This window comes from Blastococcus saxobsidens DD2 (assembly GCF_000284015.1).
Classification (GTDB): domain Bacteria; phylum Actinomycetota; class Actinomycetes; order Mycobacteriales; family Geodermatophilaceae; genus Blastococcus; species Blastococcus saxobsidens_A.
In genome coordinates, this window is sequence record NC_016943.1 from 364,396 (window position 1) to 390,706 (window position 26,311).

A 26,311-nucleotide genomic window follows, 5' to 3' on the forward strand; every position below is an offset into this window, starting at 1 on the left:
ACCGGCGCCTCGACTTCCGGTCGTTCGTCGCACCGACCGGAGGTGAGGGGGGAGGACCGGACGGGCGGGACGGCACGGCAGTATGCCGCTGTGGGATTCTACATCGCCGGTGCCGGTGGGTTGGGCAGGGAGACGCTGGACGTGGCGATCGCCTGCGGGACGGCCGTGGAGGCGTTCCTCGACGACGCGCGGGCGGGCCAGACGGTGCGGGGGATGCCGGTGCTGGCCCCGGAGCGGGCCCCCGCGGTCGCCTCCTACGTCATCGGCATAGCCGATCCGCCGGCCCGGCGTCGGCTCGCTGCGCTGCTCGACGGCCGCGGACTTCGTCCGACCACGCTGATACACCCCAGGGCCGTGATCGCACCGGAGACGACGCTGCGGCTCGGCTGCCTCGTCATGGCCAACGCACACGTCTCGAGCAGCGTCAGCATCGGCTTCCATGCCCAGGTGCAGTACAACGCCACGATCGGTCATGACGCCCTGCTCGGGGACCGGGCAACCGTCTATCCCGGAGCGAACATCTCCGGCTCGGTGACGCTGGAGGAGGACGTGACCGTCGGCAGCAATGCCGTCGTCCTGCAGGGCCGCACCATCGGCCGCGGTTCCTTCGTCGGGGCCGGCGCGGTCGTCACGCGCGACGTGCCGGCCGGGACGGTCGTCGTCGGTTCACCGGCTCGGCCGCTCGTCCGTTGAACGTCGCATCGCCGTGGCCGGCGCCGTCCACAAGTGCGCCGTCGCGGCACCAAGCACGAGCGCTGCGGTGGTGAGGACGAGCGGAAACGCGAGTACGTAGTCCACGGCGGCGTGCACCGCCAGAGCCGTGGCGGAGGTCGCTCCGACGACGGCGGTCGCCCCGGGGCGACCGGCGCCCAGTAGCGGCCGGGACACGGCCCACAACAGCAAGCAGAGCAGGGCTGCTCCACCGAGCCAACCGGTCTCCGCGGCCGTCTGCAGCGTCGCCGAGTGCGCCTGGCGGGTGTCCGGGTCGAGCCGGGCCATAGGGCTCGCCCGCGGGAACTCGCCTGGACTGACACCGGTGAACGGGTGATCGGCCGTGAGTGAGACGGCGTCGTGCCACAGAGCCAGCCGCCGCTCGCTGAGTGCGGACGCCGCGGCGACCTGCGCCGTCGGCGCGTCGTCCGGCCGGTAGGTGGCACCCAGGGCGAGCACGGTCAGGTGCGCCGCAAGCACCGTCGCCAAGCAGCCGAGCAGCCACCGGCGTCGACCGGGTCGCCAGCCGGCCAGGAGCGCGAGGAAGACGACGAGCACGACGGCGCCGGTCGTCAGACCGGCGAGGGACCCGGTCAACCCGGTGACGGCGACCAGTCCTCCTACCGGCAGCACCGTCAGCCCCGGCGGGCGGTCGTCGCCTGCGGTGAGCGCCGCCAGCCCGGTCAGCGCGGCCACCTGCACGTACAGCGCGGCGTTGGCGTTCGCGTAACCCAGCGGCGGCACGAGCGGGCCCCCCGACAGCGCAGCGGGGTCGAGGAGGAGGACCGCCACCACCCCGCACAGCACGACCGCCACCACGGGGCGCAGCACGGGGACCAGCACGCGGCCGGCCGCGTAGGCCACCCCGGCCCCGATCAACGTGGCAACGACCGGCCACGGGTTCCCAGCCCCGGTCACCTCTGCCGACACGAGCGCGGCGCCGGCGACGAGCAACAACAGCCCGGCCCCGACCATGTCGGCCAGCCGGGCGCGGATCACGCCGCGGATCCTCCTCGTCCGGACGCCGAGCCGGAGCCGGCGAGCTCCTCGAACCAGGCGACGGTGCGTTCGAGGCCGGTACGCAACGGCACCGGGCTCAGCTCGGGGAACAGAGCACGCAGTCGGCTGTCATCGGCCTGTGAGTGCGGGACGTCACCCGGCCGGGTCGGGAGGTGCTCGACCTCGAGCCGGCGGCCCAGGATCTCCCCGAGCATCGCGACCACCTCCATGAGCGTGGTGCGAGAGCCGAACGCCAGGTTGACCGGTGATGCGGAGGTGGCCCGCCGCACGACGGCCTCGCGGAGGACCCGCGTGACGCTCTCCACGTAGGTGAAGTCACGGCTCTGCGACCCGTCCCCGTGCACGGGCAACGCCCGGCCTGCCATGGCCGCATCGACGAACGCCGGGATCACCGCGGCGTAGGCGTGCCCGGCGGCCTGCAGCGGCCCGAAGACGTTGAAGAACCGGAACGGCAGCACCTCCAGGTCGTAGCAGGCCGCGTACGCACCGGCATAGGTCTCCGCGGCCAGCTTGTTCACGGCGTACGGGCTCATCGGCTCGCAGCGCAGGCCCTCGTGCTTGGGCAGCTCCGGGTTGCGTCCGTACACCGACGAGGACGAGGCCACCACCACGTGCACGTCCCCGGCTCGGCGGGCGGCGTCGAGCACCTCCAGCGTCCCGGTGGCATTGGCGGCATGACTGGCCAGCGGATCAGCGACCGACCGCGGTACCGAGGGGATCGCCGCCAGGTGCACGATCGACGAGGCACCGGAGACGACCTCGTCGAGCAGGTCGCGGTCGAGGATGCTGCCCTCGACCAGGGTGGCGTCGACGCCGTCGAGGTTCGTGCGGAAACCGGTCGAGAGGTCGTCCAGCGCCACGACCTCGGCCCCGGACTCCGCGCTCAACACTCGGCAGAAGTTCGCGCCGATGAAGCCGGCGCCACCTGTAACGACAACCTTCACGGGCACCTCCTGTGCGTGGACCCTGCCAGGGTCCCGTCGTTACGGCGACGCCCGGTGTCCGACGTTCGTCGAGCCGCGCGCGCCAGTTCAGGGCATCGTGCCACGGTCGAGTGCTACTGATCCGAGTCAATCCTGTCCGACGTCCGATCGGCCGCCGACGGGACGCCGGCCCCCGAGTCCACGGTGCCCGAGTCGCCAGCGCACGCTAGCCAGGGCGGCTGCCAACAGCAACCACCCATACTCGCTCACCCAGATGTTGATCGCCAGCCAGGTGGAGCCCAGGAGGAACATCACGGCGGCATCGTGCCGCCGCAGCTGACCTCCGCGAGCTACGCACGGTGCTGCCCTTGCGTCCCGTGGCGGCCGGGACAGGAGGGGCGAACGAGGTTCCGCGTCGGGATGCTCGGAGTGGTCATCGAGGGACGACGGGCAGCGCCTCGTCGTTGAACTCCCCAGCGTTCTGGGACAGGGAGTCGTTCCGCAGGTAAGCCCACATGCGCTCGGCGGTCACCGTGTCCAGGTAGACGACGCTCGCCGAACCCTCCCGCCCGGTACCCAGCACCGGTGCGGTGAAGAAGTCGATGGCGTCGGGTCTGAGGTTGCGCAGCGAGTACGCCAGCGCCAGCAGATCGGCGTTGCCGAGCGTGTCGTCGACCGCCACCCCCCTGGTGACGGCGAGCAGTGCGGCGTCGAGCCGGCCCGGGTTGCTGAACGTGTCGGCCTGGAACAACTTGGTGAACATGGCCTGCAGGTACTGCTGCTGTCGCCGTACCCGGTCGAAGTCCCCGCCGGGCAGGCTCTTGCGCTGCGCCAGATACCAGCGCGCCTCGGCGCCATCGAGGTGGTTCACCCCGGCCTCGAAGGTGTACGGGCCGTTCGTCGTCGTCTCGGCGACGTCCACGTCGACACCGCCTAGATCGTCGGTCACCTGAATCAGTCCCGCGAAGTCGATCGCCACGTAGTGGTCGATGCGCACGTCGGTCAGCTGCTCGACGGTCTCGATCAGGAGGGCCGGCCCGCCGTAGGCGTACGCGGCATTGATCTTATCCGTGCCGTAGCCAGGGATCTCCACCCACGAGTCGCGAGGAATCGAGATCAGTTGGGCGTACTGCCGGTCGGCCGAGAAGCGGGCGAGCATGACGGCGTCCGCCCGGCCGCCGGACGCGATGCCTTCGTCCGCCGTCGCCCGGGAGTCGGAGCCGACCAGCAGGAATGTGACCGGCTCGTTCCCGGACGGCTCCGCAGGTGTGGCCGGTGCCGGCCGCGTGCCCGCATCCAGCCTGGCGAAGACGTCGGAGACCCGGTCGATGTTGCTGGCGTAGCGATCGGTGAGGAACCACAGGGCACCACTGACCAGCAGGGTGAGTACCAGCCCCAGCACCCCGATGGCGACGAGCGCCTGGCGCAGAGCCCGGTCCCGGCGAAGCGGCGCTAACGGCGCGGGCGCAGCCCCTGTATCGGCAGGTCGATCCAGATCGGCGATCTCGGTGCGCATCGGTTCCCCCAACGACGACGACAGCATCGACGTTACGCTGGGTAACCGCAGGTCGGTACGCTCTGTAACCCACTCAGGTGACGGCGGCGGGCCGGTATGGCCCAGAGTCACCCGACGTAGGTGGAACCGGCGCGGTCACCGGCCATGTCATGGGTCTCGGGCCACCCATGTCCAGGTCTGTCGGGGCGAGGGGCGTCAGGCCGGCCTGCGCCCGCGGTGCGCCGCTGCCCGCACGAACGCCGCGATGCACCCCCGAAAGAGGGGGCATCGGCGCACCGCTACCCGCCCCGAGAGCGCCGCCCGCCGCCGGCTCGCCGTCCCCGGGAAGAGGAGCCCACGAGGCGAGCGGGCCCCCCGGCAGCGACGCGCGGCACCCACGCGTCGTCTTCGGCGCGGCCGACCCGGGCCGCCTCGGCATCGGCAAGGCGGACGCCCCGGCCGATCACCACGCCGGCCGCGATGGCGACGATCACCCACACCGCTGGGAGCATTACCACCCACGTCATGCGCTCTTCCTAGGTGTCGCCGGCTCGGAGGCCGGATGCCGATGTGAGGAACGCATCGCACGTTGGCGCCACTGTGATCTGCTCCATTGCCCGCAACGATAATGGCCATGCGCACGCTCGGGTTACGGAACTGCATCAGCAGGGTTGCGGCTCCGGGACGGGGCCGGTCAACGCCTCCCGCGTAACGGTGCCGACTGGCAGGGTGCCACCGCGCAGCCCAACTCTCCAGTGGCTGCACGACGACCGAGTAGAGCAGGCAGGCAGGCGCCGGCGATCGAGCCGGCCACGGCGAGCAGCGGCGCACCCTTGCCCGTCACGGCCGTGGTGGGCACCAGCACGTAGCCCACCGTCCGGATCACCTGCTGGTGGGTGAGGTAGAAGACGAACGACCACTCGCCGAGATGCACCAGCAGCGGGTGCAAAACGCCGACGGGCGGCCCTCGAGGTCGGCCTGGGCGGCCGTCGCGATCACCCAGCGGAAACGGGATGAACGGGATGCCCACCAAATCAGGGTAGCCGGGGACCGACACCGCGGCGGCGGCCAGCGCGAGGGGCGACGGAAAGGCCGAGCCGGTACCGACCGCGCCCTGCGTCATCCACAGCGCGATCAGGACGCCGAGGCGGAACCTCACAGCCGCTAGATTCCTGGCCCCGCAGTACTTGTTGGCCGGGAAGCACGCGTGCGCGGCCCACGGATGACGGAGTCATGTGCGGCAGGAGCATGCCGATCCGTTCGCGGTAGGCCGGCGCGTTCAGCGGGATGAACGCGACGACGGCAACTCAGTAGGCCGGCGCGATGCGTCCGCACCGGCGGCGGTAGAACAACCCGGCTCGGCCGCCGGTGCGATGGGTTCAGGTCAGCACATAGCCGCTGAGGATGAAGAAGAAGCGCACGCCGGCTGCGCGGCCGGCGAGTCTCCCGCCGTGCCGCGACCGGTGGCGGCCGATCGCTATCGGCCGGCGGTTCCGGTCGGCAGCAACTCCTGCACCCGTGTGAGGTGGTCGGGCAGCCGTCGCTCAGCCCGCGCGGCGGCCGAGTGCGCGGTAGGTCCACCCGGCGGCGGTCCAGGCGTCCCGGTCGAGGGCGTTGCGGCCGTCGAGCACCCGCTTCTGCTTGACGATCTTGCCGAAGGCGACCGGGTCGAGCTGCCGGTAGTCCTTCCACTCGGTGAGCACCAGGACGGCGTCGGCACGATCGGCCGCCTCCTCCGCCGTGTCGGCGTAGTCCAGCTGCGGCCACAGCCGCCGGCTGTTCTCCACGGCGGCCGGGTCGGTCACCCGGACGACGGCGCCCTGCAGCTGCAGCTGGGCGGCGACGTTGAGGGCCGGGGAGTCGCGGATGTCGTCGCTGTCGGGCTTGAAGGCCGCACCCAGGACGGCGACGCGCTTGCCGAGCAGCGAGCCGTCGCACACCTCACGGGCCAACTCCACCATCCGGATCCGCCGGCGCATGTTGATGTTGTCGACCTCGCGCAGGAACGTCAGCGCCTGGTCCGCGCCCAGCTCACCGGCCCGCGCCATGAAGGCGCGGATGTCCTTGGGCAGGCAGCCGCCACCGAATCCGAGGCCCGCGTTGAGGAACTTGCGGCCGATGCGGTCGTCATAGCCGATGGCGTCGGCCAGCAGCTTCACGTCGGCGCCGGTGGCCTCGCACAGCTCGGCCATCGCGTTGATGAAGGAGATCTTGGTGGCGAGGAAGGAGTTGGCGGCCGTCTTCACCATCTCCGCGGTGGCGTAGTCGCTCTCCACCTTGGGTGTGCCGCGCTCGACGATCGGGGCGTACACCTCGTCCAGCAGCTTCCGCGCGGTGTCGCCGTCCGGACAGGAGGGGAGTCCGTAGACCAGCCGGTCGGGGTGCAGGGTGTCCTCGACGGCGAAGCCCTCGCGCAGGAACTCGGGGTTCCAGGCGAGCAGGGCGCCGGGCACTTTGTCGCCGATCAGCTCGGCCAGCCGGGCCGCCGTGCCCACCGGCACGGTGGACTTCCCGACGACGAGCTCGCCGGTGGCGAGGATATCGAGCAGCGACTCGACCGCTCCCTGGACATAGCGCATGTCGGCGGCGTACTCGCCGCGGCGCTGCGGCGTCCCGACGCAGACGAAGTGCACCGCCGCGCCGGCGGCGTCGGCGAAGTCGGTGGAGAAGCGCAGCCGCCCGGTGGCGAGGGTGCGGGCCAGAAGCTCCTCGAAGCCCGGCTCGAAGAAGGGGGCTCGGGCCTGCGATAGCGCCTCGATTTTCGGGCGGTCGACGTCGATGCCGACGACATCGTGACCCAGCTCGGCCATCGACGCGGCGTGCACGGCGCCCAGGTATCCGCATCCGATGACCGAGATCTTCATGCAGTGCTCCACTTTCCGACCGGGATGGTCGAGGCAAGTCCAGGGCCCGGCGTCATCCCGTACGTCCGCTCCAGGCCCCGGTCATCGTCGTCCACCCTGGGCCGTGCTGGCCACCCCGGGGGTCCGCGGACAGGCAGAACTAACCCGGCCGGGTGCAAGCCGGACCCAAACCCGGGGTGTCGCGGGTCTGCCGGCTTCCCTCGCGCGCCATCTGGCCGGGTGGGATGCCCGGCCGTGGCATCGTCGGTAGCGCAGCACGGACGGGAGGTTGTGTCGGACCGCAGATGCCCGCCCTGGTCCGGCGAACGGCTGCGAGGCGTGGAGTAGGCGGAGGTGAGCGATGCGCTGACCAAAACCATCCTCCGCGGGATCATGCCGTGCCTGCTCGCCGCAGAGATTCAGCAGACGATGCGCATGCTCGTCACCGGGGGCGCGGGCTTCATCGGCGCCAACTTCGTGCACTACACCGTTCGTGAACACCCCGAGCACCAAATCACCGTGCTCGACGCGCTGACGTACGCGGGCAACGAGGCGTCGCTGGCGCCGGTGCGCGACCGCATCGAGTTCGTGCACGGCTCGGTGGCCGACGCCGAGCTGGTCGACCGGCTGGTCAGTGGCTGCGACGTCGGCGTGCACTTCGCCGCGGAGAGCCACAACGACAACTCGTTGCGGGACCCGTCGCCGTTCCTGCAGACCAACATCGTCGGCTCGTTCACGCTGCTGGAGGCGGTGCGCGCGCACGGCGTCCGCTACCACCACATCTCCACCGACGAGGTCTACGGCGACCTGGAGCTCGACGACCCGGCGAAGTTCACCCCCGAGACGCCGTACACCGCCCGTGCCACCGCGATCGAGCGGCACTGGCTGGTGCGCACCACCTGGGTGGTGGCGAGGGTGGCAACTTCGTGCGCACCATGGCCGGCCTCGCCGACCGCGGCGTCTCCCCGTCGGTCGTCGACGACCAGCTGGGCCGGCCGACCCTCGCCGCCGGCATCCGGCACGTGGTCGGGACGGGGCGCCGTACGACACCTACAACCTCACCGGCGACGGCGAGCCCACCTCCTGGGCGGACGTCGCGGCGCTGGTCTTCGGCGCCCGCGGGCGCTCGGCCGACGACGTGACCCGAGTGAGCACCGCCGAGCACTACGCCGGGAAGACCGGGATGGCCCCCGGCTGCTCAACAGCGTCCTCGACCTCATCCGCATCCGTGCGACCGGCTTCCGGCCCCGCGACTGGCGCGACGCGCTGAGCGGCTACCTCGCCGACTCCTGAGCCTGCGAACGCCCCGGCCGAAAAAGTCGGGACGGGACGGTCATGTTCCGCGCACCACCTGCCGATCACGAGCATGTGTGGTGGCTCTGGATCGTCGGTGGACTGGTCGTCTGGCTGGTCCTCGCGACCCTGCTCGCCGTCGTCATCGGCCGGGGCATCCGGCTGGCCGACCGCGGCACCGCTGCCAGCTATCCGACGCTGACCACCGCCGATCTGCCGAGCTCCGCTGCCGCCGCGCCCGCCGCCGCCCCTGCTGCCCGCCGCGCCCGGCGGCGCGCCGTGCCGCTGCCCCCGGTGGGCATCGCCCTGGCCGGGCTCGCCGTCGCGCTCATGACCACCGGCTACGCCCTCCGGCTGTCCGGTGGCACCGGCCCGGCCGCCCAGCTGCTCTCGATGGACGCCCCCGCGTCGCTGCCCCGCCTGTACGTGACCGCGCTCTTCGGCGCCGCGGCCCTCGTCGCCGTCGCCGGGGCGGCCACCACCCGCCGCAGCTGGTGGCTGGCCGTCGGCCTGGTGGCCGGCGGGATCGCCGCGGTGAAGGCCGGCAGCACCGTGCACGTGGAGGGCATGCGTGCCCTGGCCGATGTGGTCGGGGCGCGGGGCGCGGTGGTCGTCAGCGTCCTGGCCGCCGCCGCCGTCGTCTCCGCACTCTGGTTCCTCAGCCGCACCGAACGCCGAGACCGCCGGCGGGTGCTCGGCGCCCTCACCGGCTACGCCGTCGCCGCCGTCGGGCTGTCTGCCCTCGCCACGGTCGCGCCCGGGAGCTGGGCGGTGACCGCGACCTTCGTCGAGGAGGCCGGCGAGGCGCTGGCCGGTGTCGCCTTCCTGATGGCCGCCCTCCTCGGGGTGGCGCCGCGGCTGGTGCTCCCGGCCGACTGGGCGCTGCGCCGCACCGCCGACGCCCAGAGCCTCGAGGTGGCCGACGTCCTGCCCGGCCGCTCGACGGCCGGCGGCACCGCGCGCGGCTGACCGCCCGCCCGGATCAGAAGCCGGGGCGCACCACGCCGCAGCGGCAGGCGTACAGGCTCGATCCGCTGAACGGATCGTGGCCCGCCCAGTGGTACCAGTGCAGGTGCACCGACGAGTGCCGTCTCCGGCGGGCGTCGCTGCTCACACGGTCGGATTCACCCGGCTGCTCGTTCCTGTCGGTCAACAGGTGCCGGTCCAGCACGACTACTCCGATCCGGGAGCCGAAGCCCCTATCTGCGCTGCTGCTTGTCGCACTCGAGTCAGGTCGGTGTGTACCACCCGGGCGAGCTCAGGGGTAGCTCGCCGGCCACGGTCGGCGCTTGCTCCGTGCCGACGATCGTGGTCAGCCTGCAGAGCAGGGCACGTTGCTCAGGGCCTTCCCGCCCTCGCTGGAGTTGTCGCACTCGACCGTGGTGCTCTCCCGGAGCGCCCGGTTGCCTGCCGCGTTGTAGCCCAGCTCGGCGACCCCGACGGCCCGGTTCCCCGAGAACACGTTGCCCTTGCCCCAGCCGTCGGCCACGTCGTGCACCTGGAAACCGTCGACCGGCGAGTTCTGGCCGGTGTTGCCCTCGATGAGCCAGTCATTGCCCTTCACGTCCACCCAGGAGTCGGCCTCCACCATGTCGGAGCCGTCGAAGGTGTTGCCGCGCAGCACCCCTCCGGTCGTCCCTTCCTTGATGTCCACGGCTTCCGAGGTGGTGCCGGCGATGTCGTTGCCCTCGATGAGGTTCCGGTCGCTGCGGTCGGGCTCGCAATCGGTCTGCCGGCACCAGTTGCTCTCGGCGCTGCCGATGTAGATGCCCTCGCCGTACTTGGGCTTCCGCAAGCCGGTGTCGCGCACCGTGTTCCCCACGACGACGTTGTCCGAGCTGTTGGTACGGAGGTGGATCGCCTCATCGCCCATGGAGGTCACCAGCAGATCCTCGATCCGGTGGCCGGTGCCCGCGTCCACCATCACCCCCTTCTTGCCGCCGGTCACGGTGAAGCCGAGCAGGTGCCAGGAGGAGGCGCCTTGCAGGTGCAGCGCGTAGTCACCGTCGATGTCGCCGCCGTCCAGCACGGCGTCCCGGCTGCCGCACAGCAGGATCGGGGCGTCCGGCGTCGCCGCCGTCGTCGCCACGAAGCTGCCCTCGTACGTGCCGTCGGCCAGGCGGATGACCTGCCCGGGACGGGCGTCCTCGAGAGCGGTCTCCAGCCCGTCGGCATCGGTCACCTCCACGGCCTCGACGTCGGCACAGGCCGGCGGCAGCTCGGACGTGCCGGCGGCGCTCTCCTCCACCGGGGGAGGGGGAGGCGTCGGAGCGGTCGTGCTGGTCTCCGGGGCGGCCGACGGCGACGGCGCGGAGGAGGTGGTGTCGGTCGAGCCCGACGTGCAGGCGCCGGCGGTCAACGCGACGGCCAGGGGGAGCAGGACGTGCCGCCACACCCGGTGGGGCCGGGTGGCAGCCCGCCGGGTGGCGGCTGTCGGTGTGCTGGTCATGCGTGGCCTCCTGAGGTGATCGGTCGGCCGAGGTCGACGCGTCGTGCTGCCGTGCGTTCCCGCCGGATGGCGTCCTGGTATGGCGGGGTGCCGACCGATGGGCGGTTGCGGCGGGCCCGTAGCGCGAGCGCGAGGGGTACGCCCAGGATCACCACCCAGAGGACCAGCATGGGGTGGTTGGGCACGAACGTGGACCAGTAGACCCAGTTGTCGCGGTCGCGGGTCCAGCCCTCGAGGTCGTTGCCGATCTGCTCGACCACCACGCCGGGGGAGAGGCGGTGCAGGTCCAGACCACTGGGTCCGCGGCCGCCGATCGAGTTGTCGACGACGGAGGAGGCCACGGCCGGGCCCACCACCGAGATGCCGTGGTTGGTGGCGCCCTCGACGGTGTTCCCGGTGACGGTGCCGCTGGCGCCGCGCACCCGGATCGCGGTCTCCCCGCCGGTGACCTCGTTGCCGGTGATCGTGGCCGCACCACCGGTCGCCGAGATGCCGAACCGGTGGTCGCCGGACACGGTGGTGCCCGCGACCGTCGCCGGGGCCGCGGTGTCGACCAGGACGATGCCGTCCCGGTTGTCCGCCACCTCGGTGCCGACGATGGTCACGTCGCTGGCCCCGACCACGCGGACGCCGCCTTTCCGGTTGCCGCGCAGCTCGCCGCCGGTGATCGCCAGGCTGCCGTAGGAGCGCAGCGACGCGCCACTGGCCGATGGCCCGTCGGAGAGCGGTGCGCCGCTGAAGTAGACGCCGTACTCCGCGTTGTTCGCGGCTGCGACGTCGGTCAGCGTGACGTCCTCGGAGCCCCGGCCTGCGGCGATGCCGTGCCGGCCGTTCCCCTCCACCAGCGAGTCGAGGACCGAGGTCTCGACCGTCTGCCGGTGTAGCGCGATGCCGTCGATGGCATTCCCGGTGAACCGGGATCCGGTCACTTCCAGGTCCTCGGTCTCGGACGCGAACAGCCCGTAGTGCCCGTCCTCGAACGAGGAGTCGGTGATGGTGCCGCCCGACGGGCCGCTGGACCCGCCGGTCAGCGCGACGCCGCCGGTGCGGCCCGCCCAGAAGCCCAGTGCGGTGGTGTCGACGTGGCTGGCGTCCAGGTCTCCGCTCACCACGCGGATGTAGGCCCGGCCGTTCCTGACCTGCTCGTCCCGAGCGTTCAGGCGCGTGTTCCAGCTGGTGACGGTGAGCGGGTTCCCGTCGGCGCCGGACAGCTCGAGGTCGGCCTTCCAGGCAACGAGCGACGCGATCTGTCCGGGGTCGCTGCGCAGCCGCAGGCTCGTGCCCGGAGCGGTGATGTCGAGCCGTGCGCCCGGCGCCACGAGGACGTGCCCGGTGAGCAGGACGGCACCGCCGGGCTGTTCCTGGGCGACGCCGCTCGCGATCAGGTCGGCCAGCTGGTAGTCGAGGCCGCGAGGGGTGAGCACCAGCGTCTCGTCACCCTCAATGGCGCGCAGATAGGGGGCCGAGCCGGGACGGAGACCGGCCACCAGGCGCAGCAGCCGGTCGTCCTCCTCGGTCAGCAGCTGGCGTTGCCGCTTAGCCCCGTCGTCGACGGCGCGGGACTGGGCGGCCAGGAGCGCAGGAGCCGGCAGTGCCGGTGGTGGCTCCTGCTCGAACGGCTGCAGGGCGGCGACGCCCAGCACGGCCGCGACAAGCGCGAACCCGGCCACCAGCCGCCCGGCCGTGACCCGTCGTCCTTCTCGCGCGCTCATGCCGGCGCCCCCGCCGGGGCAGCAGTGGCGGTGACCGGTGCGGGAGCGCGCAGGCTCGCCTCGTTCTGGCCCTCGCCGCCGGTGAGGTCGGCGCGGCGGGTCAGCCAGCCCTGCTTGTTCATGGTCACCAATGCATAGGTCTTGATCGGGAGGGCCACCATGACGATCACCAGGGTCACCAGGGGCAGGATCAGCAGGTCGCTGGGACGACGGCGGAGATGGCTGTAGCTACGAATGGCCCGACCCAGGAACAGCCAGGTCACCGCGAGACCCAGCCCCCACCAGCCGGTGCCGATGACGCCGGCAGCCACCACGTAGTAGATGGCGGCGAACATGGTGACCGGGGTGAACAGGATCTGCAGCACCGTGATCTGGCTGACCAGCGGCACCCGCCACAGCCAGCCCTTCCACACGGCGGTGAGATAGCAGCGGTAGCTGTTCCGGCTCCACCGCACCCGCTGCTTGCAGAAGGCCTTGAAGCTGCCCGGGAACATCGACATCGCCCGGGCGGTGTCCTGGTGCATGGTCTTGTACCCGCTGGCCAGCACCAGCCAGGTCAGCCGGCCGTCGTCACCGGCGATGCAGCGCCGGCCGAGGAAGAACTCGTGCTCGAGGTTCTCCAGGACCGGCAGCACGGCGCTCCGCCGGTAGGCCCCCGTCCGGCCGGACACGCACACCACGGCGCCGGCCCGTCCGGTCGCAGGCACGTAGTCGAGGTAGCGCAGATCGATGATCCAGTCGGCCACCCGCCGCCAGATGCTCGACATCGGCAGGTGCACGTTCTGCCGGGTGCTCACCGCGCCGACCGTGGGGTCGACGAAGGGCATCTGCACGGCTTCCAGCAGCCCCGGACGCCAGTTGGTGTCGGAGTCGCACAGCACCAGGATCTCGCCCTTGGCTTCCCGGATGCCGACGCCGAGCGCCGAGCGCTTCCCCTCGTGCGCGAAGGACAGCACGACCAACCGGGGATCCTCTCGAGCGGTCAGCCGCCGGAACGCTTCGTCGTCCTCGAGGTCCAGGACGACGATGACCTCGGTGGGGTCCTGCGCCAGCCAGGTGTCCAGGCACCGCTCCAGCACGTCCGGGTCCTCACGGAACGACGGAACGACGACCGACGTGGTCGTCCGGTAGTCGTTGACCGTCGGCCGGTACCGGCTCGAGAGGATCTTGCGGATCAGCCAGATGGACCAGGACAGCGCGCCCACCACGCCGACCGGGATGAGCAGGTGCCAGTCGCGGGCGACCACGGACAAGAGGTCGGACATCGAGAGCGTTTCTCCAAGAATCTGATGGTGCGACGGGCAATGCGGAGAGCCCGGCCGCGGGCATGCACCGTCACGCAGCGCCCGGACGGGAGTCGGCGGCTTGCATGGCCGGTCGTGGAATGCGCACCATGACCACTCACCGACGAGTGATTAAATGATTACGCAACGTGAGCACTGCGGGCATGCTGCCCGCATTGTCGGAATTCGGACGGACGGACGGATCGGTCACCCCCGCTGCACGGTCGCCACGGCACTGTGGCGACCGTCTGACGAGGTCGAACGGCGTTATTCGGCGTGCACGGCCGCGGCCGGCGCGCTGGTCACCGGCGCAGCTACCTGCCAGTGACCCCGACTGATCATGGACGGAAATCGACCGTCGCGCACCCCGATAACATTAACTTTCCGTAAACGTACAATGCGTGCACGTAGCACTACTAAGCGTAAAGGACGCTGGTGTAACTCGCTTTCCTGGCGGGGATGCTCGCTCATGCCCCCCTCCGGCATCGGTTACGGTGCGTGCTGTCTACGCCGTTTCGGCGGTGCGCGGCCACTGCGCACAATCCTTCTTCCCACTGGAGTTAGCCCATGAAATTGTCGGTCATCGGTTGTGGCTATCTGGGCGCCGTGCATGCGGCGTCGATGGCGGAGCTGGGCCACGAGGTCGTCGGGATCGATGTCGACGAGCGCAAGGTGGCCACGCTGGCCGCGGCCGAGGCGCCCTTCTTCGAGCCGGGATTCGAAGAGCTGCTGGCGCGCACCCTGGCGACCGGCCGACTTCGGTTCTCCACCGACTTCGCCGACGCCGCCGGCTCGTCGGTCCACTTCGTCTGTGTCGGGACCCCGCAGAAGCGCGGCGAGTACGCGGCCGACATGCGGTACGTGCAGGGGGCGGTCGAGTCGCTCCTCGGAGTCCTCGAGCCCGGGGATCTGGTGGTCGGGAAGTCGACCGTGCCGGTCGGCACCGCGGCCGGCCTGGCGGAGCTGGTGGAGAGCAAGGTGCCGGGCGCTCTGCTGGCCTGGAACCCGGAGTTCCTCCGGGAAGGCTTCGCCGTCGAGGACACGCTGCACCCCGACCGGCTGGTCTACGGGCTTCCGGCGGGCGCCGACGGCGACACCGCCCGGGCGCTGCTCGACGAGGTGTACGCGACGATCGTCGAGCGGGGCACCCCCAAGGTGGAGAGCGACTACGCCACCGCGGAGATGGTGAAGACGGCCGCCAACTCCTTCCTCGCCACCAAGATCTCCTTCATCAACGCGATGGCCGAGCTGTGCGAGGCGACCGGCGCCGACGTGAAGCTGCTGGCCGACGCCATCGGCTATGACGACCGCATCGGCCGTAAGTTCCTCAACGCGGGCTTGGGCTTCGGCGGCGGCTGCCTGCCCAAGGACATCCGCGCCTTCATGGCCCGTGCCGGTGAGCTGGGCGCGGACCAGGCGCTGACCTTCCTGCGCGAGGTCGACAACATCAACATGCGGCGCCGCATCCGCATGGTGGAGCTCGCTCGCGAGGTGTGCGACGGGTCGCTGCTCGGCAAGCGGGTGGCCGTGCTCGGCGCGGCCTTCAAGCCCGACAGCGATGACATCCGTGACTCCCCAGCCCTCAACGTCGCCGCCCAGCTGCAGCTGCAGGGCGCCGTCGTCCGGGTGACGGACCCGGCCGCCGTCGAGAACGGCCGCCGGCTGTGGCCGCAGCTGGACTACGCCGACACGGCGGAGGAGGCGGCCGACCGTGCCGACGCCGTGCTGGTGCTCACCGAGTGGACGCAGTACCGGGAACTCGACCCGGTCACGTTCGGGAAGGTCGTCAGGCAGAAGCGGGTGCTCGACGGGCGGAACGCCCTCGACCGCGACGCCTGGACCGCCGCCGGGTGGACCTACCGCGCGCTCGGCCGCCGGGCCGGCTGAGCCGCCGGGCTTCTCCTACCGGGGCACCTCGGGCAGCGCGTCGTCGGCGAACTCGTCGGCGTTCTTCCCGAGGGAGTCGTTGCGGAGGTATTCCCACATGCGTTCACCGGCCGTCTGGTCCAGGTAGACCACGCTGGCCGGCCCCTCCATCCCCAGGCCGAGCACCGGGGCGGTGAAGAACTCGACGTTCTCCGGGGTGAGGTTGCGCAGCGAGTAGGCCAGGGACAGCAGTTCGCCGTTGCCCAGCGTCTCGTCGAGCTTCACGGCGCTGGTGACCGCGAGCAGCGCGGCATCCAGGCGGGCCGGATCGGTGAAGGTGTCGGAGCTGAACAGCTTCCCGAACATCGCCTGCAGGTACTGCTGCTGCCGGCGCACCCGGTCGAAGTCGCCGCCGGCCAGCCCGTACCGCTGACCCAGGTACCAGCGGGCCTCGTCCCCATTCAGGTGGTTCACGCCCGCGGGGAACGTGTACGGGCCGTTGGAGGTGGTCTCGGCGACCACCACCTCGACGCCGCCGAGGTCGTCGGTCACCTGGATCAGCCCGTCGAAGTCGATCGCCGCGTAGTGGTCGATGCGTACCCCGGTGAGCTCCTCGACCGTCTGGATGAGCAGGGAGGGGCCACCGAAGGCGTACGCGGCATTGATCTTGTTCATGCCGTGCCCCGGGATGTTCACCCAGCTGTCGCGGGGGATCGAGATGACCTGCGCGTGCTGACGGTCTGCGGAGAATCTGGCCAGCATGATGGCGTCGGACCGGCCGTCGGGCGTCTCACCCGCCTCCAGTTGTGACCGGGTGTCCGAACCGACCAGCAGGAAGGTGACCGGATCCTCGGCGGCCGGCTGCACCGGCGTGGCCGGTGCCGGGCGGGCTTCCTCGTTGATGTCCGCGAAGACATCGCTGACGCGGTCGATGTTGCCGGCGTAGCGCTCGGTGAGGTACCAGAAGCCGCCGCCGACCGCGAGCAGCAGGACGGCCGCGAGGACACCCACGCTGATGAGCACGGTGCGCAGCCGGTGCCGCCGAGGGCAGGGTCGTGCTCCGCGTCGGGGAGCCGGTGCTGCCCGGTGTGGTCCTGCGGGTCCGGCTCGGCGTCCGACGGGGTCAGCCGGCGGACGCCCGCGGAGTCCGCGGACGGCGTCCCGCCCGGTTCGTCGGTGCTCATCTGTCCCCCGTCCGGCCGGCTCACGCCCGAGGGTACGGCGCGCCGGGCGGCCCTCCGACCGTCATGCTCACCGTGGGCGAGGAAACGAGGACGGAGAGGGAGGTCAGGCCCCGTCGGCGGGGCGACGGGAGAGCGGTAGCCCCCCGGTCAGTAGTGCGGTCGGGGACATCGGCGCGGCCGGCAGCGGCGCGTCGAAGGGGTCCCCGTCGACGACGAAGTTCGACTGGTGCGACGTCCTGCACTCCTTGGCGTCGGCCAGGCGGATCGCTCGGCCCAGCATGAGGGCCAGCCCGAGCGCGAGCGCCATCCACACCGCTCCGACGACCACCATCGCGCTCATGCGTCCTTCCTACGGGACCACCACGACGGCTCCTCGGCTCCAGTTCCGGCATGGCTTGCCGAAACCCGTGCGGGCCTTCTGTGATCGGGCGTTACGCCGGGTGCGGATGAGGCTTCCGCACGCCGCCGGGCCGCGTGGGCCCTCCGGGCCTGCCTCAGCGACCTCAGCTGACCCACCCGTCGCGACACGCGACGACAACGGGACGGGACGGTCAGGTTCTGGGCCGCACCTGCCGATGATCTCCTCGTGCCGTGGCTCTGGATCGTCGGTGGACTGGTCGTCTGGCTGGTGCTCGCGACCCTGCTTGCCGTCGTCATCGGCCGCGGCATCCGGCTGGCCGACCGCGGCACCGCCCCCGCAGGGCCTGCCGCCCGCCGCCCCCGGCGGCGTGCCGTGCCGCTGCCCCCGGTCGGCATCGCCCTCGCCGGGCTCGCCGTCGCGCTCATGGCCACCGGCTACGCCCTGCGGCTGGCCGGCGCGACCGGTCCGGCCGCCCAGCTGTTCTCCATGGACGCGCCGGCCTCCCTGCCGCGGCTGTACGTGACCGCCCTCTTCGGTGCCGCGGCCCTCGTCGCGGTCGCCGGGGCGGCCACCACCCGCCGCAGCTGGTGGCTGGCCGTCGGCCTGGTGGCCGCCGGGATCGCCGCGGTCAAGGCCGGCAGCACCGTGCACGTCGAGGGGGTGCGGGCCCTCGCCGACGTGGTCGGGGCCCGCGGCGCGGTGGTGGTCAGCGTCCTGGCCGCCGCCGTCGTCCTCTCGGCACTGTGGTTCCTCAGCCGGACCGACCGCCGTGACCGCCGGCGGGTGCTCGGCGCGCTGAGCGGATACGCGGTCGCCGCCGTCGGGCTACCCGCCGCCGCCACGGTGGCGCCCGGGAGCTGGGCGATCACCGTCACCTTCGTCGAGGAGTCCGGCGAGGCGCTGGCCGGTGTCGCGTTCCTGATGGCCGTCCTCGTCGGCGTCGCCCCGCGGCTGGCGCTCCCGGCCGACTGGGCGCTGCGCCGCACGGCCGATGCCCACAGCCTCGAGGTGGCCGACGTCCTGCCCGGCCGCCCCGGGGCCGGGGGTACCACCCGCGCCTGACCCCGGATCAGAAGCCGGGCCGGACCACGCCGCACCGGCAGGCGTACAGGGTCGATCCGCTGAACGCGTCGTGCCCCGCCCAGTGGTACCAGTGCAGATGGAGCCAGGACGATCGAAGGTCGGTGGGTACCACTCGTGCGAGCTCACCGGAGTTGTTGCGCTCGACCGTGGTGCTCCCCGGAGCGCTCGATGACCTGCCGCGTCGAACCCCGATCCGCGCTGAGCGTCCCGATCGACGTCACTGGAGACGTCGGGGCAGCGGCGGTCGCCGAGCCGAGCCGCGGGACGGGCAGGGACAGCGAAACCGCACCGCCTGACGGGCGATGCTCTCGTGCGGCCATGTTGACGGCCTAGTCTGTGGGCGTGCTCCGTTCGATCTGTGCACTGATGATCGGCGGAGTCGTCACCGGGTTCGCCTTCCTCCTGGTCACCGGCCGGTACATCAACGAAGGGCCGATCCTGCTCTCCCTCTCGTCCGCACATGGGCTGCACGCTGGTGACCTCTTCGTCCTCGCCGGGTGGGCGGCTGCCATGCTCGCTCTCGCGTGTCTCGTGGTGCTCTCCACCGGGAGGCCCCGGGCGGACTGATCTCCCACCACGGGTCTCCGCTCGGCAGGGCGCTGCGCCGCGCCAGTTCCCCGACGCCATCGCCCTCGCGGATCTCGACATCGCCGACGCCACGGCTCTCCAGGGGTTCCACTGGTCCGGGGTGGACGTGATCCTCAGCGCCGCTGCGTCTTCGGCGACACCCACACCGGGCCGATCCCCGAGGAGTTCGGCACCTACAACATCACCAACTCCGACGACCCCGGCTCCTGGGCCGACATCGCCGCCCTGGATTGCGCCGCCCGCGGTCACTCCGCGGACGACGTCGTCCGGGTCAGCACCGGAGTGGCCGTCGGCCGGGTCACAGCCCTGGGCGGACCTCACCACAGCGGCAGGCGTACAGGCTCGAGCCGCTGAACGGGTCGGGACTGCGCCAGCGGAAATGGTGCAGGTGACGCGTCGCGCTGGAGGCGCGGCGCACGAGTGACGCCAACCGGGGGAGCCCGACGGAAGCGCCCGAAGGGTCGCGCATGGGGCCAGTGTGACAGCCGGTCGTGCCCGGTGGAAGTCCGTCGCGAGGCGGGGCGAACGCGGTCTGCTGTTCCGGAAGCCGTCGGGCGACGCCGTCCGCATCTGCCGACCAGCCGGTCCGCGGCGCCACCGTGGCCGCCTGCGGCGGTGGACGACCGGTCAGGACACCGGCGCGCTTAGGCTGCGCGCGGCGCCGGGTCCAGTCCGCGCGTCGACGCATCGGACCGCAGATGACAGGAGGACGGCCGAGGGCTCACCCGGCCACGACAGATGCTGCCCTTGCTCGCGGAGCTGCGCACCCAGGCCCGGAACCGGGTCCCTCCTGAGGTCTGGGACTACTACGAGGCCGGATCGGGTGACGAGATCACCGTGGGCGAGGCGGAGGAGTCATGGCGCTCCTACCGGCTCCGGCCCCGCGTGCTCAACGACGTCTCCGTCGTCGATCTCTCCGTCGATCTGCTCGGCACCCGGGTCGCCTCGCCGTTCCTCGTGGCGCCCATGGCCTTCCACGCACTTGCGCATCCGGATGGGGAGTGCGCGACCGTGCGCGGAGCAGGCAGCGCCGGCTCACTGGCGGTCCTCTCGACCCGCTCGTCGCGGACGATCGAGGACGTCGTCGCAGCGGCCACGGGTCCGTGGTGGTTCCAGGCCTACCTGATGCGTGACCGCGGGCTCACCGAGGCCCTCGTGCAGCGCGCCGCCGCGGCCGGGGCGACGGCCATCGTGCTCACCGTCGACACCCCCTACGTGGGTCGCAAGAACAAGGTGGGCGGTGTCCGGTTCGCCGTTCCGGACGACGTGTACCTGGTGAACCTCGCCCAGCACCTCCTGCCCGGTGCCGTCGGCCGGGACTCGGCCGAGCAGGACCCGTCCATGACCCCGGACGTGATCGCCCGGCTGGCCGACGTCGGCGGGCTGCCGGTCCTGGTGAAGGGTGTGCTGCGCGGTGACGAGGCCGTCCGGTGCCTGGAGGCCGGGGCGGCCGGGGTGATCGTCTCCGGCCACGGTGGCCGGCAGCTGGATCGGGTGGTGCCGAGCGCGCTGGCCCTACCGGAGGTGGTGCAGGCAGTCGCCGGCCGCGCCCCGGTGCTGGCCGACGGCGGCATCCGGAGCGGGCTCGACGCGCTCGTCGCGTTGGCCCTCGGGGCGAGCGCCGTGCTGGTCGGGCGCCCGGTGCTGTGGGCGCTGGCGGCCGGTGGCGCCGACGCAGTGGAGACCGTGCTACGGACGCTCGCCGATGATCTGCGGCACGTCCTGGCGGTGGCGGGCGGACGCTCCTTCGGGGACCTCGATCCCGGCATGGTGGTACCCCGGCACGGGTGAGCTGTCCGCAGCCCACGCTGCCTGCGCTGGCCCTGCATGCGGCAGCCGGTCGAGGCCGGCGGACGGATGCCGCCGAACCTCGGCGATCACAGTGGGCCCAGGCGACCCACCTGTCGCGACACGTGGGACCGAACGATCATGTTCGTCGGCCGACCTGCCGAAGATCCCTCCGTGACGGGGCTCTGGATCGTGGGCGGGCTGGCCGGCTGGTTCCTGCTGGCGGCTGCGGTCGCCGTGGTCATCGGCCGTGGCATCCGGGTCGCCGACCAGCGCGAGCTGCGTTCCGGTGTGCCGCAGACAACCGCGCTGGCCGCCCAGTCCTTGCCGGGCGGCTCGGTGGCCGGCGGCTCGGCGCGCACTCAGCTCAGGCGGAGGACCAGCGCCGGGCAGCCGAACGCCTCGGCGTAGTCGGCTCGGCACTCCATCCCGCGGAGGCGGGCCAGCCCGCGGAACGTGTCCTCACGGAACCAGTCGTGGCCCCGCTGGGACGGGTAGTGCTCGGACAGCAGCGCGTACTTGCGCCCCAGCTGCTCCGCCGTGAGCGGCCAGTACACCGAGGGCCGCGCGGACCCCAGGTCGCCGTCCCACTTCGGGATCTCGTAGTGCAGGACCAGGTGGTCCCGGAACGCGGTGCGGACGAGCTCGCCGAGCAGCCGGTGGTCCTGGTGGGCGTCGGCAGGCGAGGGGGCCAGCACCACGTCCGCCGCCCGGCAGGCCACCGCCCAGTCCTGCAGCAGGTCCTTGGTCTCGTTCCAGTGCCCGGGCAGGCGGCCGTCCGCCAGCCCGCCGAAGCGGACTGCCGGGGTGGCAGGTGCGCAGAAGGCCGCCAGCGCGGCCTGCGACTCGGCCTCCCGCGCCGGCTCCGAGGCCAGCACGAGGACGTCGACCTCACCCAGCGCCCCGCGCGCCGCGAGGTCCAGGACCAGGCCGCCGCAGCCGATCTCCACGTCGTCGCAGTGCGCACCGAGCAGCGCCAGCCGCAGCGGCCGCCCTGCCACGGGCGCCAGCCCCAGCACGCTCAGCGCCGGCCGGGGGCGGCGGCCGGGTGGCCCTCCGCCCACAGCGCCCAGGGCCGTTCGTGGCGCCGGGCCAGCTGGTCGAGCTCGCTGCGCTCCTTGACGGTGTCCGCGGGCTTCCAGAAGCCGTCGTGCGGATAGGCGAGCAACGCCCGCTTCTCGATCAGCCTCGGCAGGGCGTGGGTGACGAGGTCTTCGCCCTCGTGCAGGTGGTCGAAGATCTCCCGTCGGAAGAAGAAGTACCCGCCGTTCTCACGTACCGGCAAGCTCGACACCGAGGTGATCGCATCCACGAGGCCCTCGGCGTCGGCGGCCACCATGTGGAACGCCGACTGCGGCGGCACGGCCAGCAGGCTCCCGATGGCGCCGCTGGCCCGGAAGCGTCGTTCGATCTCGTCGAGCGGGGCGTCGGTGAGGACGTCGGCGTAGTTGGCTGCGAAGGCCTCTTCGGAGCCGACGTGCTCACGCACCCGCCGCAGTCGCTCGCCGATGGGGGTGTCCAGCCCGGTGTGCACGAACGTGATCGTCCAGTCGGCGATGTCCGAGGAGAGCAGCTCGACCTCCGTCGCGCCCTTGCGGAGCACGAAGTCGTTGGAGCGGGTCTCGTCGTAGCTCCGGAAGAAGTCCACGATGTGCCGCGCCCCGTAGCCCAGACAGAGCACGAAATCGGTGTAGCCGAAGTGGGCGTAATAGCGCATGACGTGCCAGATGAGCGGGCGGTCGCCGACCATCTGCATCGGTTTCGGGACGTCGTCGACGTCGTCGCGCATCCGCATGCCGAAGCCACCACAGAACAGCACGACCTTCATGATCACCTTGTCTGATTGAACGCGACGGTGACGGACGACGGGCTGCGCGGCCGTACCCCGGTTCTAGCCGACTGTCCGCGCCGTCGCCACTCCGGGGTCACTCGATCAGTCGGGATCCGCGGTGCCGTGGTCCGTTCCGGGCACGGTTGCTTGCGCGGGGCGGGTCAGGGGCTAGCGTTCGCCATGACGGACCGAGAGTGCGAACGAGCAGGGGATGGAGGGAGGCGGGCGTGCGAGTTCTGGTCACCGGCACCGAGGGCTACCTCGGCTGCCTCGCCGCGCAGGAGCTGCTGCGCGGGGGGCACGAAGTGGTCGGCGTGGACACCGGCTACTACAAGAACGGGTGGCTCTACCCCGGGCTCGAGCGGGTGCCCGAGACGCTGGCCCTGGACATCCGGCGGATCGAGCCGCGTCACCTCGAGGGCGTCGAGGCCATCGTGCACATGGCCGAGCTCAGCAACGACCCCATCGGCGACCTGATCGGTGAGGTCACCTACGACATCAACCACAAGGGCTCGGTGCACCTCGCCCAGGTCGCTCGCGCGGCCGGCGTGCAGCGGTTCGTCTACATGTCCTCGTGCAGCGTCTACGGCGTGGCCGACGGGACCGTGGACGAGACCAGCCCCGTCTCGCCGCAGACCTCCTACGCCCGCTGCAAGGCCCTGGTCGAGGGGGACGTCGGCGCCATGGCCTCCGACGACTTCTCCCCGACGTTCCTGCGCAACGCCACCGCCTTCGGGGCGAGCCCCCGCATGCGCTTCGACATCGTGCTCAACAACCTGGCCGGATTGGCGTGGACGACCGGCAAGATCGCCATGACCAGCGACGGCACGCCCTGGCGGCCGCTGGTGCACGCCCTCGACATCGCCACGGCCATCCGGATGACCCTGGACAGCCCGCGGGAGCGGGTGCACGGGCAGGTCTTCAACGTGGGCAGCGAGGCCAACAACTACCGGGTCCGGGAGGTCGCCGAGATCGTGGCCGCCGAGTTCCCCGGTTGCGAGCTCTCCTTCGGAGACCCCAGCGCCGACAACCGCAGTTACCGCGTCGGGTTCGACAAGATCCGCGAGGTGCTCCCCGGGTATGAGACCGGCTGGGACGCCAAGGCGGGAGCCGCCCAGTTGCACCGGATCTTCGAGGCCATCGACATGGACGAGGCCACCTTCACCGGCCGGGGGCACACCCGGCTCAAGCAGATCGAATACCTGATCCGGACCTCGCAGGTCGACCCCGAGCTCTATTGGACGGCGCCGTGAAGTTCACCCCGCAGGCGGTGGACGGCGTCCACCTGGTCGAGATGGAGCCGCACTCGGACGAGCGCGGCTTCTTCGCCCGGTCGTTCGCCGCCGAGGAGTTCGAGGCCCACGGCCTGCAGTCGGCCGTGGCGCACGCCAACGTCTCCTTCAACCACCGTGCGGGCACCATGCGCGGCCTGCACCTGTCCCTGCCCGGGCACCCGGAGTCGAAGTTCGTGCGGTGCACCCGGGGTGCCATCGTCGATGTCGCCGTCGACATCCGGCCCGGCTCGCCGACCTATCTGCAGCACGTCGCCGTCGAGCTGTCCGCCGACAACCGCGCGGGTCTCTACCTGCCGGCGCACGTGGCGCACGCCTACCTGACGCTCACGGACGACACGGAGGTGCTCTACATGGTCAGCGTTCCCTACGCGGCCGGCGCCGAGATCGGCTACCGGTACGACGACCCGGCCTTCGGGATCCCGTGGCCCCGCGAGGTCTCGGTCATCTCCGACAAGGACGCGGCCTGGCCGGCCTTCGACCACGCGGCCAACGCGGCGGCGTTCGCAGCGGGGGTCGACTCGTGATCGTCGTCGACCGCCTGCTCCGGGAGCGGCAGACCGAGGGACGGCCCGTCCGACTCGGGATCGTCGGCGCCGGGTTCATGGCCTGCGGGCTGATCAACCAGGTGCTCAACAGCACCCCCGGCATGCAGCTCGTGGCCGTCAGCAACCGGACCCCGGTCAAGGCGCACGAGGCCGTCACCACCGCCGGTGGCCGGCCGGCCGCCGCCGAGAAGCCGGGCGGCGTCGACCGGCTGGCCGCCTCCGGCGAGGTGGCGATCACCGACGACTTCCGGGTCCTGACCGACAGCGACGCGGTCGACGTGGTCGTCGACGCGACCGGCGCCGTGGCCTTCGGAGCCGAGGTCGCCCTGGCCTGCTTCGCCGGCGGCAAGCACCTGGTCCTGCTCAACGCCGAGGTGGACGCCACTCTGGGACCGCTGCTGGTCACCAAGGCCGATGCGGCCGGCCTCGTCTACTCCGGCGCCGACGGCGACCAGCCGGCCGTACAGATGAACCTCATCCGGTTCGTCCGCCAGATCGGCCTGCGGCCGCTGGTGGCCGGGAACATCAAGGGTCTGCAGGACCCCTACCGCAACCCGACCACCCAGGAGGGCTTCGCCAAGCGGTGGGGCCAGGACCCGTGGATGGTGACGAGCTTCGCCGACGGCACGAAGGTCAGCGTGGAGGAGGCCCTGGTCGCCAACGCGGCGGGCTTCTCGGTGCACCGGCGCGGCATGCTGGGCCGCGACCACCACGGGCACGTCGACGAGCTGACGACCATGTACGACATCGAGGAACTCCGGGCGCTGGGGGGAGCCGTCGACTACGTCGTCGGCAGCCGGCCGGGGCCGGGCATCTACGTGCTCGGGGAGCACGACGACCCCAAGCAGCGTCACTACCTGGAGCTGTACAAGCTCGGGACCGGGCCGCTGTACAGCTTCTACACGCCCTACCACCTGTGCCACTTCGAGGTGCCGATCACGGTGGCCCGAGCCGCCCTCCTCGGCGACCCGGCGATCCGCCCGGCCGGCGCCCCGCAGGTCGACGTGGTGACGACGGCCAAGATCGACCTGTCCGCCGGGACGGTCCTCGACCGCCCGGGCGGATACCACTACTACGGCGAGGCCGAGCGGGCCGACGTCACCCACCGCGACCGGTTGCTCCCGCTGGGCCTGGCGGAGGGCACCCGGTTGCTCCGGGACGTCGCCAAGGACGAGGTGATCGGCTACGCCGACGTCCAGGTTCCGGGGGACCGGTTGGTCGACCGGCTCCGCGCCGAGCAGGACACCCGGTTCTTCGGCAGTTCGGCGGCGGCCGTCTAGCGGGTGGTCAGTCCGGGACGGACTCCGACCGGGGGCCGGCCGCACCGAGAACCCGGACGGTGTCCGGCGGGAGACCTGCAGCATCTCCAGCGACGCGCGGAGCAGCAGGATCAGCCCCAGGTTCTCGGTCACCTCCTCGATGTGGGTGATGACCTGCAGCGGGGCGCCGTCGGTTCCGGGGTGGTCGAGCAGGCCACTGACCGACTCCAGGCCGAGGGCGGCCGTCAGGAAGATCACGACACCGAGCAGGAGGTCGCGACGCGCGCCACCGCGGAGCCGGGTCCCCAGCCAGCAGAAGGCGATGAGGACGACGGCCGCCGGAACGAGGGCCGGGATCACCCACAGGTAGCTGGAGACGCCTGGCGGCGTCGCCGTGAGACCGATCTCGTCGAGGTTCTCGTGCAGGGCGGTGAAGTCGTCGAAGGCCATCGCGAGCAGTAGTGCGGCAGTCGCGTAGAACGCCCTCCCGGTGTGTCCGCCGACCAGTCTGCCCGTCACCGCGTGACCGAGGAACGCCGCCATCCCCAGCATGACGCTGAAGAACGTCGGGAGGTTCATCTCCTTGGAGACCCCGAAGAACATGCGGACCGGTGATCCGGGGTCGGACAGGAAGCCGACCCCCGGCGCGATGTTCGGCAGGCCGATGCTCAGCGCGGCAAGGGCCAGAGCGGTCAGCGTCAGCGCGGCAGGCAGGCGGGGGAAAGGCCTCCGCCATCCCTCCGCATCGGTGGACTCGAGGCCCGTGACCTTGTCGTCGTGCA

Annotated in this window: 24 protein-coding genes; 12 read left to right on the forward strand and 12 right to left on the reverse strand. The window is 71.6% G+C overall.

Annotated elements, in window-relative coordinates:
* Nucleotides 1-90: 90 nt before the first annotated feature.
* Nucleotides 91-693, forward strand: coding sequence for an acetyltransferase (locus tag BLASA_RS01675; protein ID WP_014374262.1), 603 nt, complete (start codon nucleotides 91-93; stop codon nucleotides 691-693).
* Here the strand turns inward: BLASA_RS01675 and BLASA_RS01680 are convergent.
* From BLASA_RS01680 to BLASA_RS01705, 5 genes are all read right to left on the reverse strand, one after another.
* Entirely contained in the window at nucleotides 667-1,710 is a 1,044-nt protein-coding gene (locus tag BLASA_RS01680) for an O-antigen ligase family protein (protein WP_014374263.1), read from the reverse strand. The genes BLASA_RS01675 and BLASA_RS01680 overlap by 27 nt on opposite strands.
* On the reverse strand, nucleotides 1,707-2,675 hold the full coding sequence (locus BLASA_RS01685; protein WP_014374264.1) for an NAD-dependent epimerase/dehydratase family protein: 969 nt from the start codon (nucleotides 2,673-2,675) through the stop codon (nucleotides 1,707-1,709). Before BLASA_RS01685 ends, BLASA_RS01680 begins: the two co-directional genes overlap by 4 nt.
* A gap of 412 nt (nucleotides 2,676-3,087) precedes the next feature.
* Entirely contained in the window at nucleotides 3,088-4,170 is a 1,083-nt protein-coding gene (locus tag BLASA_RS01690) for an LCP family protein (protein ID WP_166486446.1), read from the reverse strand.
* A gap of 673 nt (nucleotides 4,171-4,843) precedes the next feature.
* A complete protein-coding gene (locus tag BLASA_RS01700; protein ID WP_014374268.1) occupies nucleotides 4,844-5,308 on the reverse strand; it encodes a hypothetical protein in 465 nt (154 codons plus the stop codon).
* Nucleotides 5,309-5,693: 385 nt separating this feature from the next.
* The gene (locus BLASA_RS01705) at nucleotides 5,694-7,013 is read right to left on the reverse strand and encodes a UDP-glucose dehydrogenase family protein (protein ID WP_014374269.1); all 1,320 of its coding nucleotides are present in this window, start codon (nucleotides 7,011-7,013) and stop codon (nucleotides 5,694-5,696) included.
* 333 nt (nucleotides 7,014-7,346) lie between these two features.
* Here BLASA_RS01705 and BLASA_RS25735 point away from each other — a divergent pair, with 333 nt between their 5' ends.
* The gene (locus BLASA_RS25735) at nucleotides 7,347-8,285 is read left to right on the forward strand and encodes a GDP-mannose 4,6-dehydratase (RefSeq protein ID WP_014374270.1); all 939 of its coding nucleotides are present in this window, start codon (nucleotides 7,347-7,349) and stop codon (nucleotides 8,283-8,285) included.
* Nucleotides 8,286-8,327: 42 nt separating this feature from the next.
* The gene (locus BLASA_RS01715; RefSeq protein WP_014374271.1) at nucleotides 8,328-9,254 is read left to right on the forward strand and encodes a hypothetical protein; all 927 of its coding nucleotides are present in this window, start codon (nucleotides 8,328-8,330) and stop codon (nucleotides 9,252-9,254) included.
* A 343-nt stretch (nucleotides 9,255-9,597) separates the two neighbouring features.
* Here the strand turns inward: BLASA_RS01715 and BLASA_RS01725 are convergent, their stop codons facing one another.
* From BLASA_RS01725 to BLASA_RS01735, 3 genes are read right to left on the reverse strand one after another with little or no spacing between them, the layout of a single operon-like run.
* A complete protein-coding gene (locus BLASA_RS01725) occupies nucleotides 9,598-10,734 on the reverse strand; it encodes a right-handed parallel beta-helix repeat-containing protein (protein ID WP_014374273.1) in 1,137 nt (378 codons plus the stop codon).
* A complete protein-coding gene (locus BLASA_RS01730) occupies nucleotides 10,731-12,446 on the reverse strand; it encodes a right-handed parallel beta-helix repeat-containing protein (RefSeq protein ID WP_014374274.1) in 1,716 nt (571 codons plus the stop codon). Before BLASA_RS01730 ends, BLASA_RS01725 begins: the two co-directional genes overlap by 4 nt.
* Complete coding sequence (locus BLASA_RS01735) at nucleotides 12,443-13,711, reverse strand: glycosyltransferase (RefSeq protein WP_014374275.1); 1,269 nt, start codon at nucleotides 13,709-13,711, stop codon at nucleotides 12,443-12,445. The genes BLASA_RS01730 and BLASA_RS01735 overlap by 4 nt, the downstream gene beginning before the upstream one ends.
* A gap of 585 nt (nucleotides 13,712-14,296) precedes the next feature.
* On the opposite strand from BLASA_RS01735, the gene BLASA_RS01740 reads away from it, so the two are divergent.
* The gene (locus BLASA_RS01740; RefSeq protein WP_014374276.1) at nucleotides 14,297-15,616 is read left to right on the forward strand and encodes a UDP-glucose dehydrogenase family protein; all 1,320 of its coding nucleotides are present in this window, start codon (nucleotides 14,297-14,299) and stop codon (nucleotides 15,614-15,616) included.
* 15 nt (nucleotides 15,617-15,631) lie between these two features.
* On the opposite strand, the gene BLASA_RS01745 is transcribed toward BLASA_RS01740, so the two are convergent.
* Together BLASA_RS01745 and BLASA_RS01750 are read right to left on the reverse strand one after the other, a co-directional pair.
* Complete coding sequence (locus tag BLASA_RS01745) at nucleotides 15,632-16,618, reverse strand: LCP family protein (protein ID WP_014374277.1); 987 nt, start codon at nucleotides 16,616-16,618, stop codon at nucleotides 15,632-15,634.
* Nucleotides 16,619-16,882: 264 nt separating this feature from the next.
* The gene (locus BLASA_RS01750; RefSeq protein WP_014374278.1) at nucleotides 16,883-17,119 is read right to left on the reverse strand and encodes a hypothetical protein; all 237 of its coding nucleotides are present in this window, start codon (nucleotides 17,117-17,119) and stop codon (nucleotides 16,883-16,885) included.
* 246 nt (nucleotides 17,120-17,365) lie between these two features.
* Between BLASA_RS01750 and BLASA_RS01755 the strand changes: the two genes are divergently transcribed.
* From BLASA_RS01755 to BLASA_RS01770, 4 genes are all read left to right on the forward strand, one after another.
* Nucleotides 17,366-18,202: a hypothetical protein gene (locus tag BLASA_RS01755; protein WP_014374279.1), complete on the forward strand. Its 837-nt coding sequence runs from the start codon at nucleotides 17,366-17,368 to the stop codon at nucleotides 18,200-18,202.
* A 363-nt stretch (nucleotides 18,203-18,565) separates the two neighbouring features.
* Complete coding sequence (locus BLASA_RS01760) at nucleotides 18,566-18,790, forward strand: hypothetical protein (protein WP_014374281.1); 225 nt, start codon at nucleotides 18,566-18,568, stop codon at nucleotides 18,788-18,790.
* A gap of 759 nt (nucleotides 18,791-19,549) precedes the next feature.
* Nucleotides 19,550-20,602, forward strand: a complete 1,053-nt coding sequence (locus BLASA_RS01765) for an alpha-hydroxy acid oxidase (RefSeq protein ID WP_041775550.1) — start codon at nucleotides 19,550-19,552, stop codon at nucleotides 20,600-20,602.
* Between the two features lie 171 nt (nucleotides 20,603-20,773).
* Complete coding sequence (locus tag BLASA_RS01770) at nucleotides 20,774-21,010, forward strand: hypothetical protein (protein WP_166486417.1); 237 nt, start codon at nucleotides 20,774-20,776, stop codon at nucleotides 21,008-21,010.
* Here the strand turns inward: BLASA_RS01770 and BLASA_RS01775 are convergent.
* Complete coding sequence (locus BLASA_RS01775) at nucleotides 20,962-21,600, reverse strand: PIG-L deacetylase family protein (protein ID WP_231839531.1); 639 nt, start codon at nucleotides 21,598-21,600, stop codon at nucleotides 20,962-20,964. The two genes, BLASA_RS01770 and BLASA_RS01775, sit on opposite strands and share 49 nt — an antisense overlap.
* A 20-nt stretch (nucleotides 21,601-21,620) precedes the next feature.
* Nucleotides 21,621-22,427: a glucose-1-phosphate cytidylyltransferase gene (locus BLASA_RS01780; protein WP_014374286.1), complete on the reverse strand. Its 807-nt coding sequence runs from the start codon at nucleotides 22,425-22,427 to the stop codon at nucleotides 21,621-21,623.
* Nucleotides 22,428-22,657: 230 nt separating this feature from the next.
* Between BLASA_RS01780 and BLASA_RS01785 the strand changes: the two genes are divergently transcribed.
* The 4 genes from BLASA_RS01785 (at nucleotide 22,658) to BLASA_RS01800 (ending at nucleotide 25,991) form a co-directional block, all read left to right on the forward strand.
* Nucleotides 22,658-23,683 carry an NAD-dependent epimerase/dehydratase family protein gene (locus BLASA_RS01785; protein ID WP_014374287.1) on the forward strand — a complete coding sequence of 342 codons (1,026 nt, stop codon included), beginning with the start codon at nucleotides 22,658-22,660 and terminating at the stop codon, nucleotides 23,681-23,683.
* Nucleotides 23,680-24,249: a dTDP-4-dehydrorhamnose 3,5-epimerase family protein gene (locus BLASA_RS01790; RefSeq protein ID WP_014374288.1), complete on the forward strand. Its 570-nt coding sequence runs from the start codon at nucleotides 23,680-23,682 to the stop codon at nucleotides 24,247-24,249. Before BLASA_RS01785 ends, BLASA_RS01790 begins: the two co-directional genes overlap by 4 nt.
* On the forward strand, nucleotides 24,246-25,550 hold the full coding sequence (locus BLASA_RS01795) for an NAD(P)H-dependent oxidoreductase (RefSeq protein ID WP_014374290.1): 1,305 nt from the start codon (nucleotides 24,246-24,248) through the stop codon (nucleotides 25,548-25,550). The genes BLASA_RS01790 and BLASA_RS01795 overlap by 4 nt, the downstream gene beginning before the upstream one ends.
* A 141-nt stretch (nucleotides 25,551-25,691) precedes the next feature.
* On the forward strand, nucleotides 25,692-25,991 hold the full coding sequence (locus BLASA_RS01800) for a hypothetical protein (RefSeq protein ID WP_041775552.1): 300 nt from the start codon (nucleotides 25,692-25,694) through the stop codon (nucleotides 25,989-25,991).
* Nucleotides 25,992-26,311 lie beyond the last annotated feature (320 nt).

Bases quoted from the DNA above. Each gene is read 5' to 3' on its own strand.
- BLASA_RS01725 (WP_014374273.1), bottom strand. From the start codon at position 10,734: ATGACCAGCACACCGACAGCCGCCACCCGGCGGGCTGCCACCCGGCCC.
- BLASA_RS01690 (WP_166486446.1), bottom strand. From the start codon at position 4,170: ATGCGCACCGAGATCGCCGATCTGGATCGACCTGCCGATACAGGGGCT.
- BLASA_RS01765 (WP_041775550.1), top strand. From the start codon at position 19,550: ATGCTGCCCTTGCTCGCGGAGCTGCGCACCCAGGCCCGGAACCGGGTC.
- BLASA_RS01705 (WP_014374269.1), bottom strand. From the start codon at position 7,013: ATGAAGATCTCGGTCATCGGATGCGGATACCTGGGCGCCGTGCACGCC.
- BLASA_RS01730 (WP_014374274.1), bottom strand. From the start codon at position 12,446: ATGAGCGCGCGAGAAGGACGACGGGTCACGGCCGGGCGGCTGGTGGCC.
- BLASA_RS01740 (WP_014374276.1), top strand. From the start codon at position 14,297: ATGAAATTGTCGGTCATCGGTTGTGGCTATCTGGGCGCCGTGCATGCG.
- BLASA_RS01715 (WP_014374271.1), top strand. From the start codon at position 8,328: ATGTTCCGCGCACCACCTGCCGATCACGAGCATGTGTGGTGGCTCTGG.
- BLASA_RS01780 (WP_014374286.1), bottom strand. From the start codon at position 22,427: ATGAAGGTCGTGCTGTTCTGTGGTGGCTTCGGCATGCGGATGCGCGAC.
- BLASA_RS01750 (WP_014374278.1), bottom strand. From the start codon at position 17,119: ATGAGCGCGATGGTGGTCGTCGGAGCGGTGTGGATGGCGCTCGCGCTC.
- BLASA_RS01735 (WP_014374275.1), bottom strand. From the start codon at position 13,711: ATGTCCGACCTCTTGTCCGTGGTCGCCCGCGACTGGCACCTGCTCATC.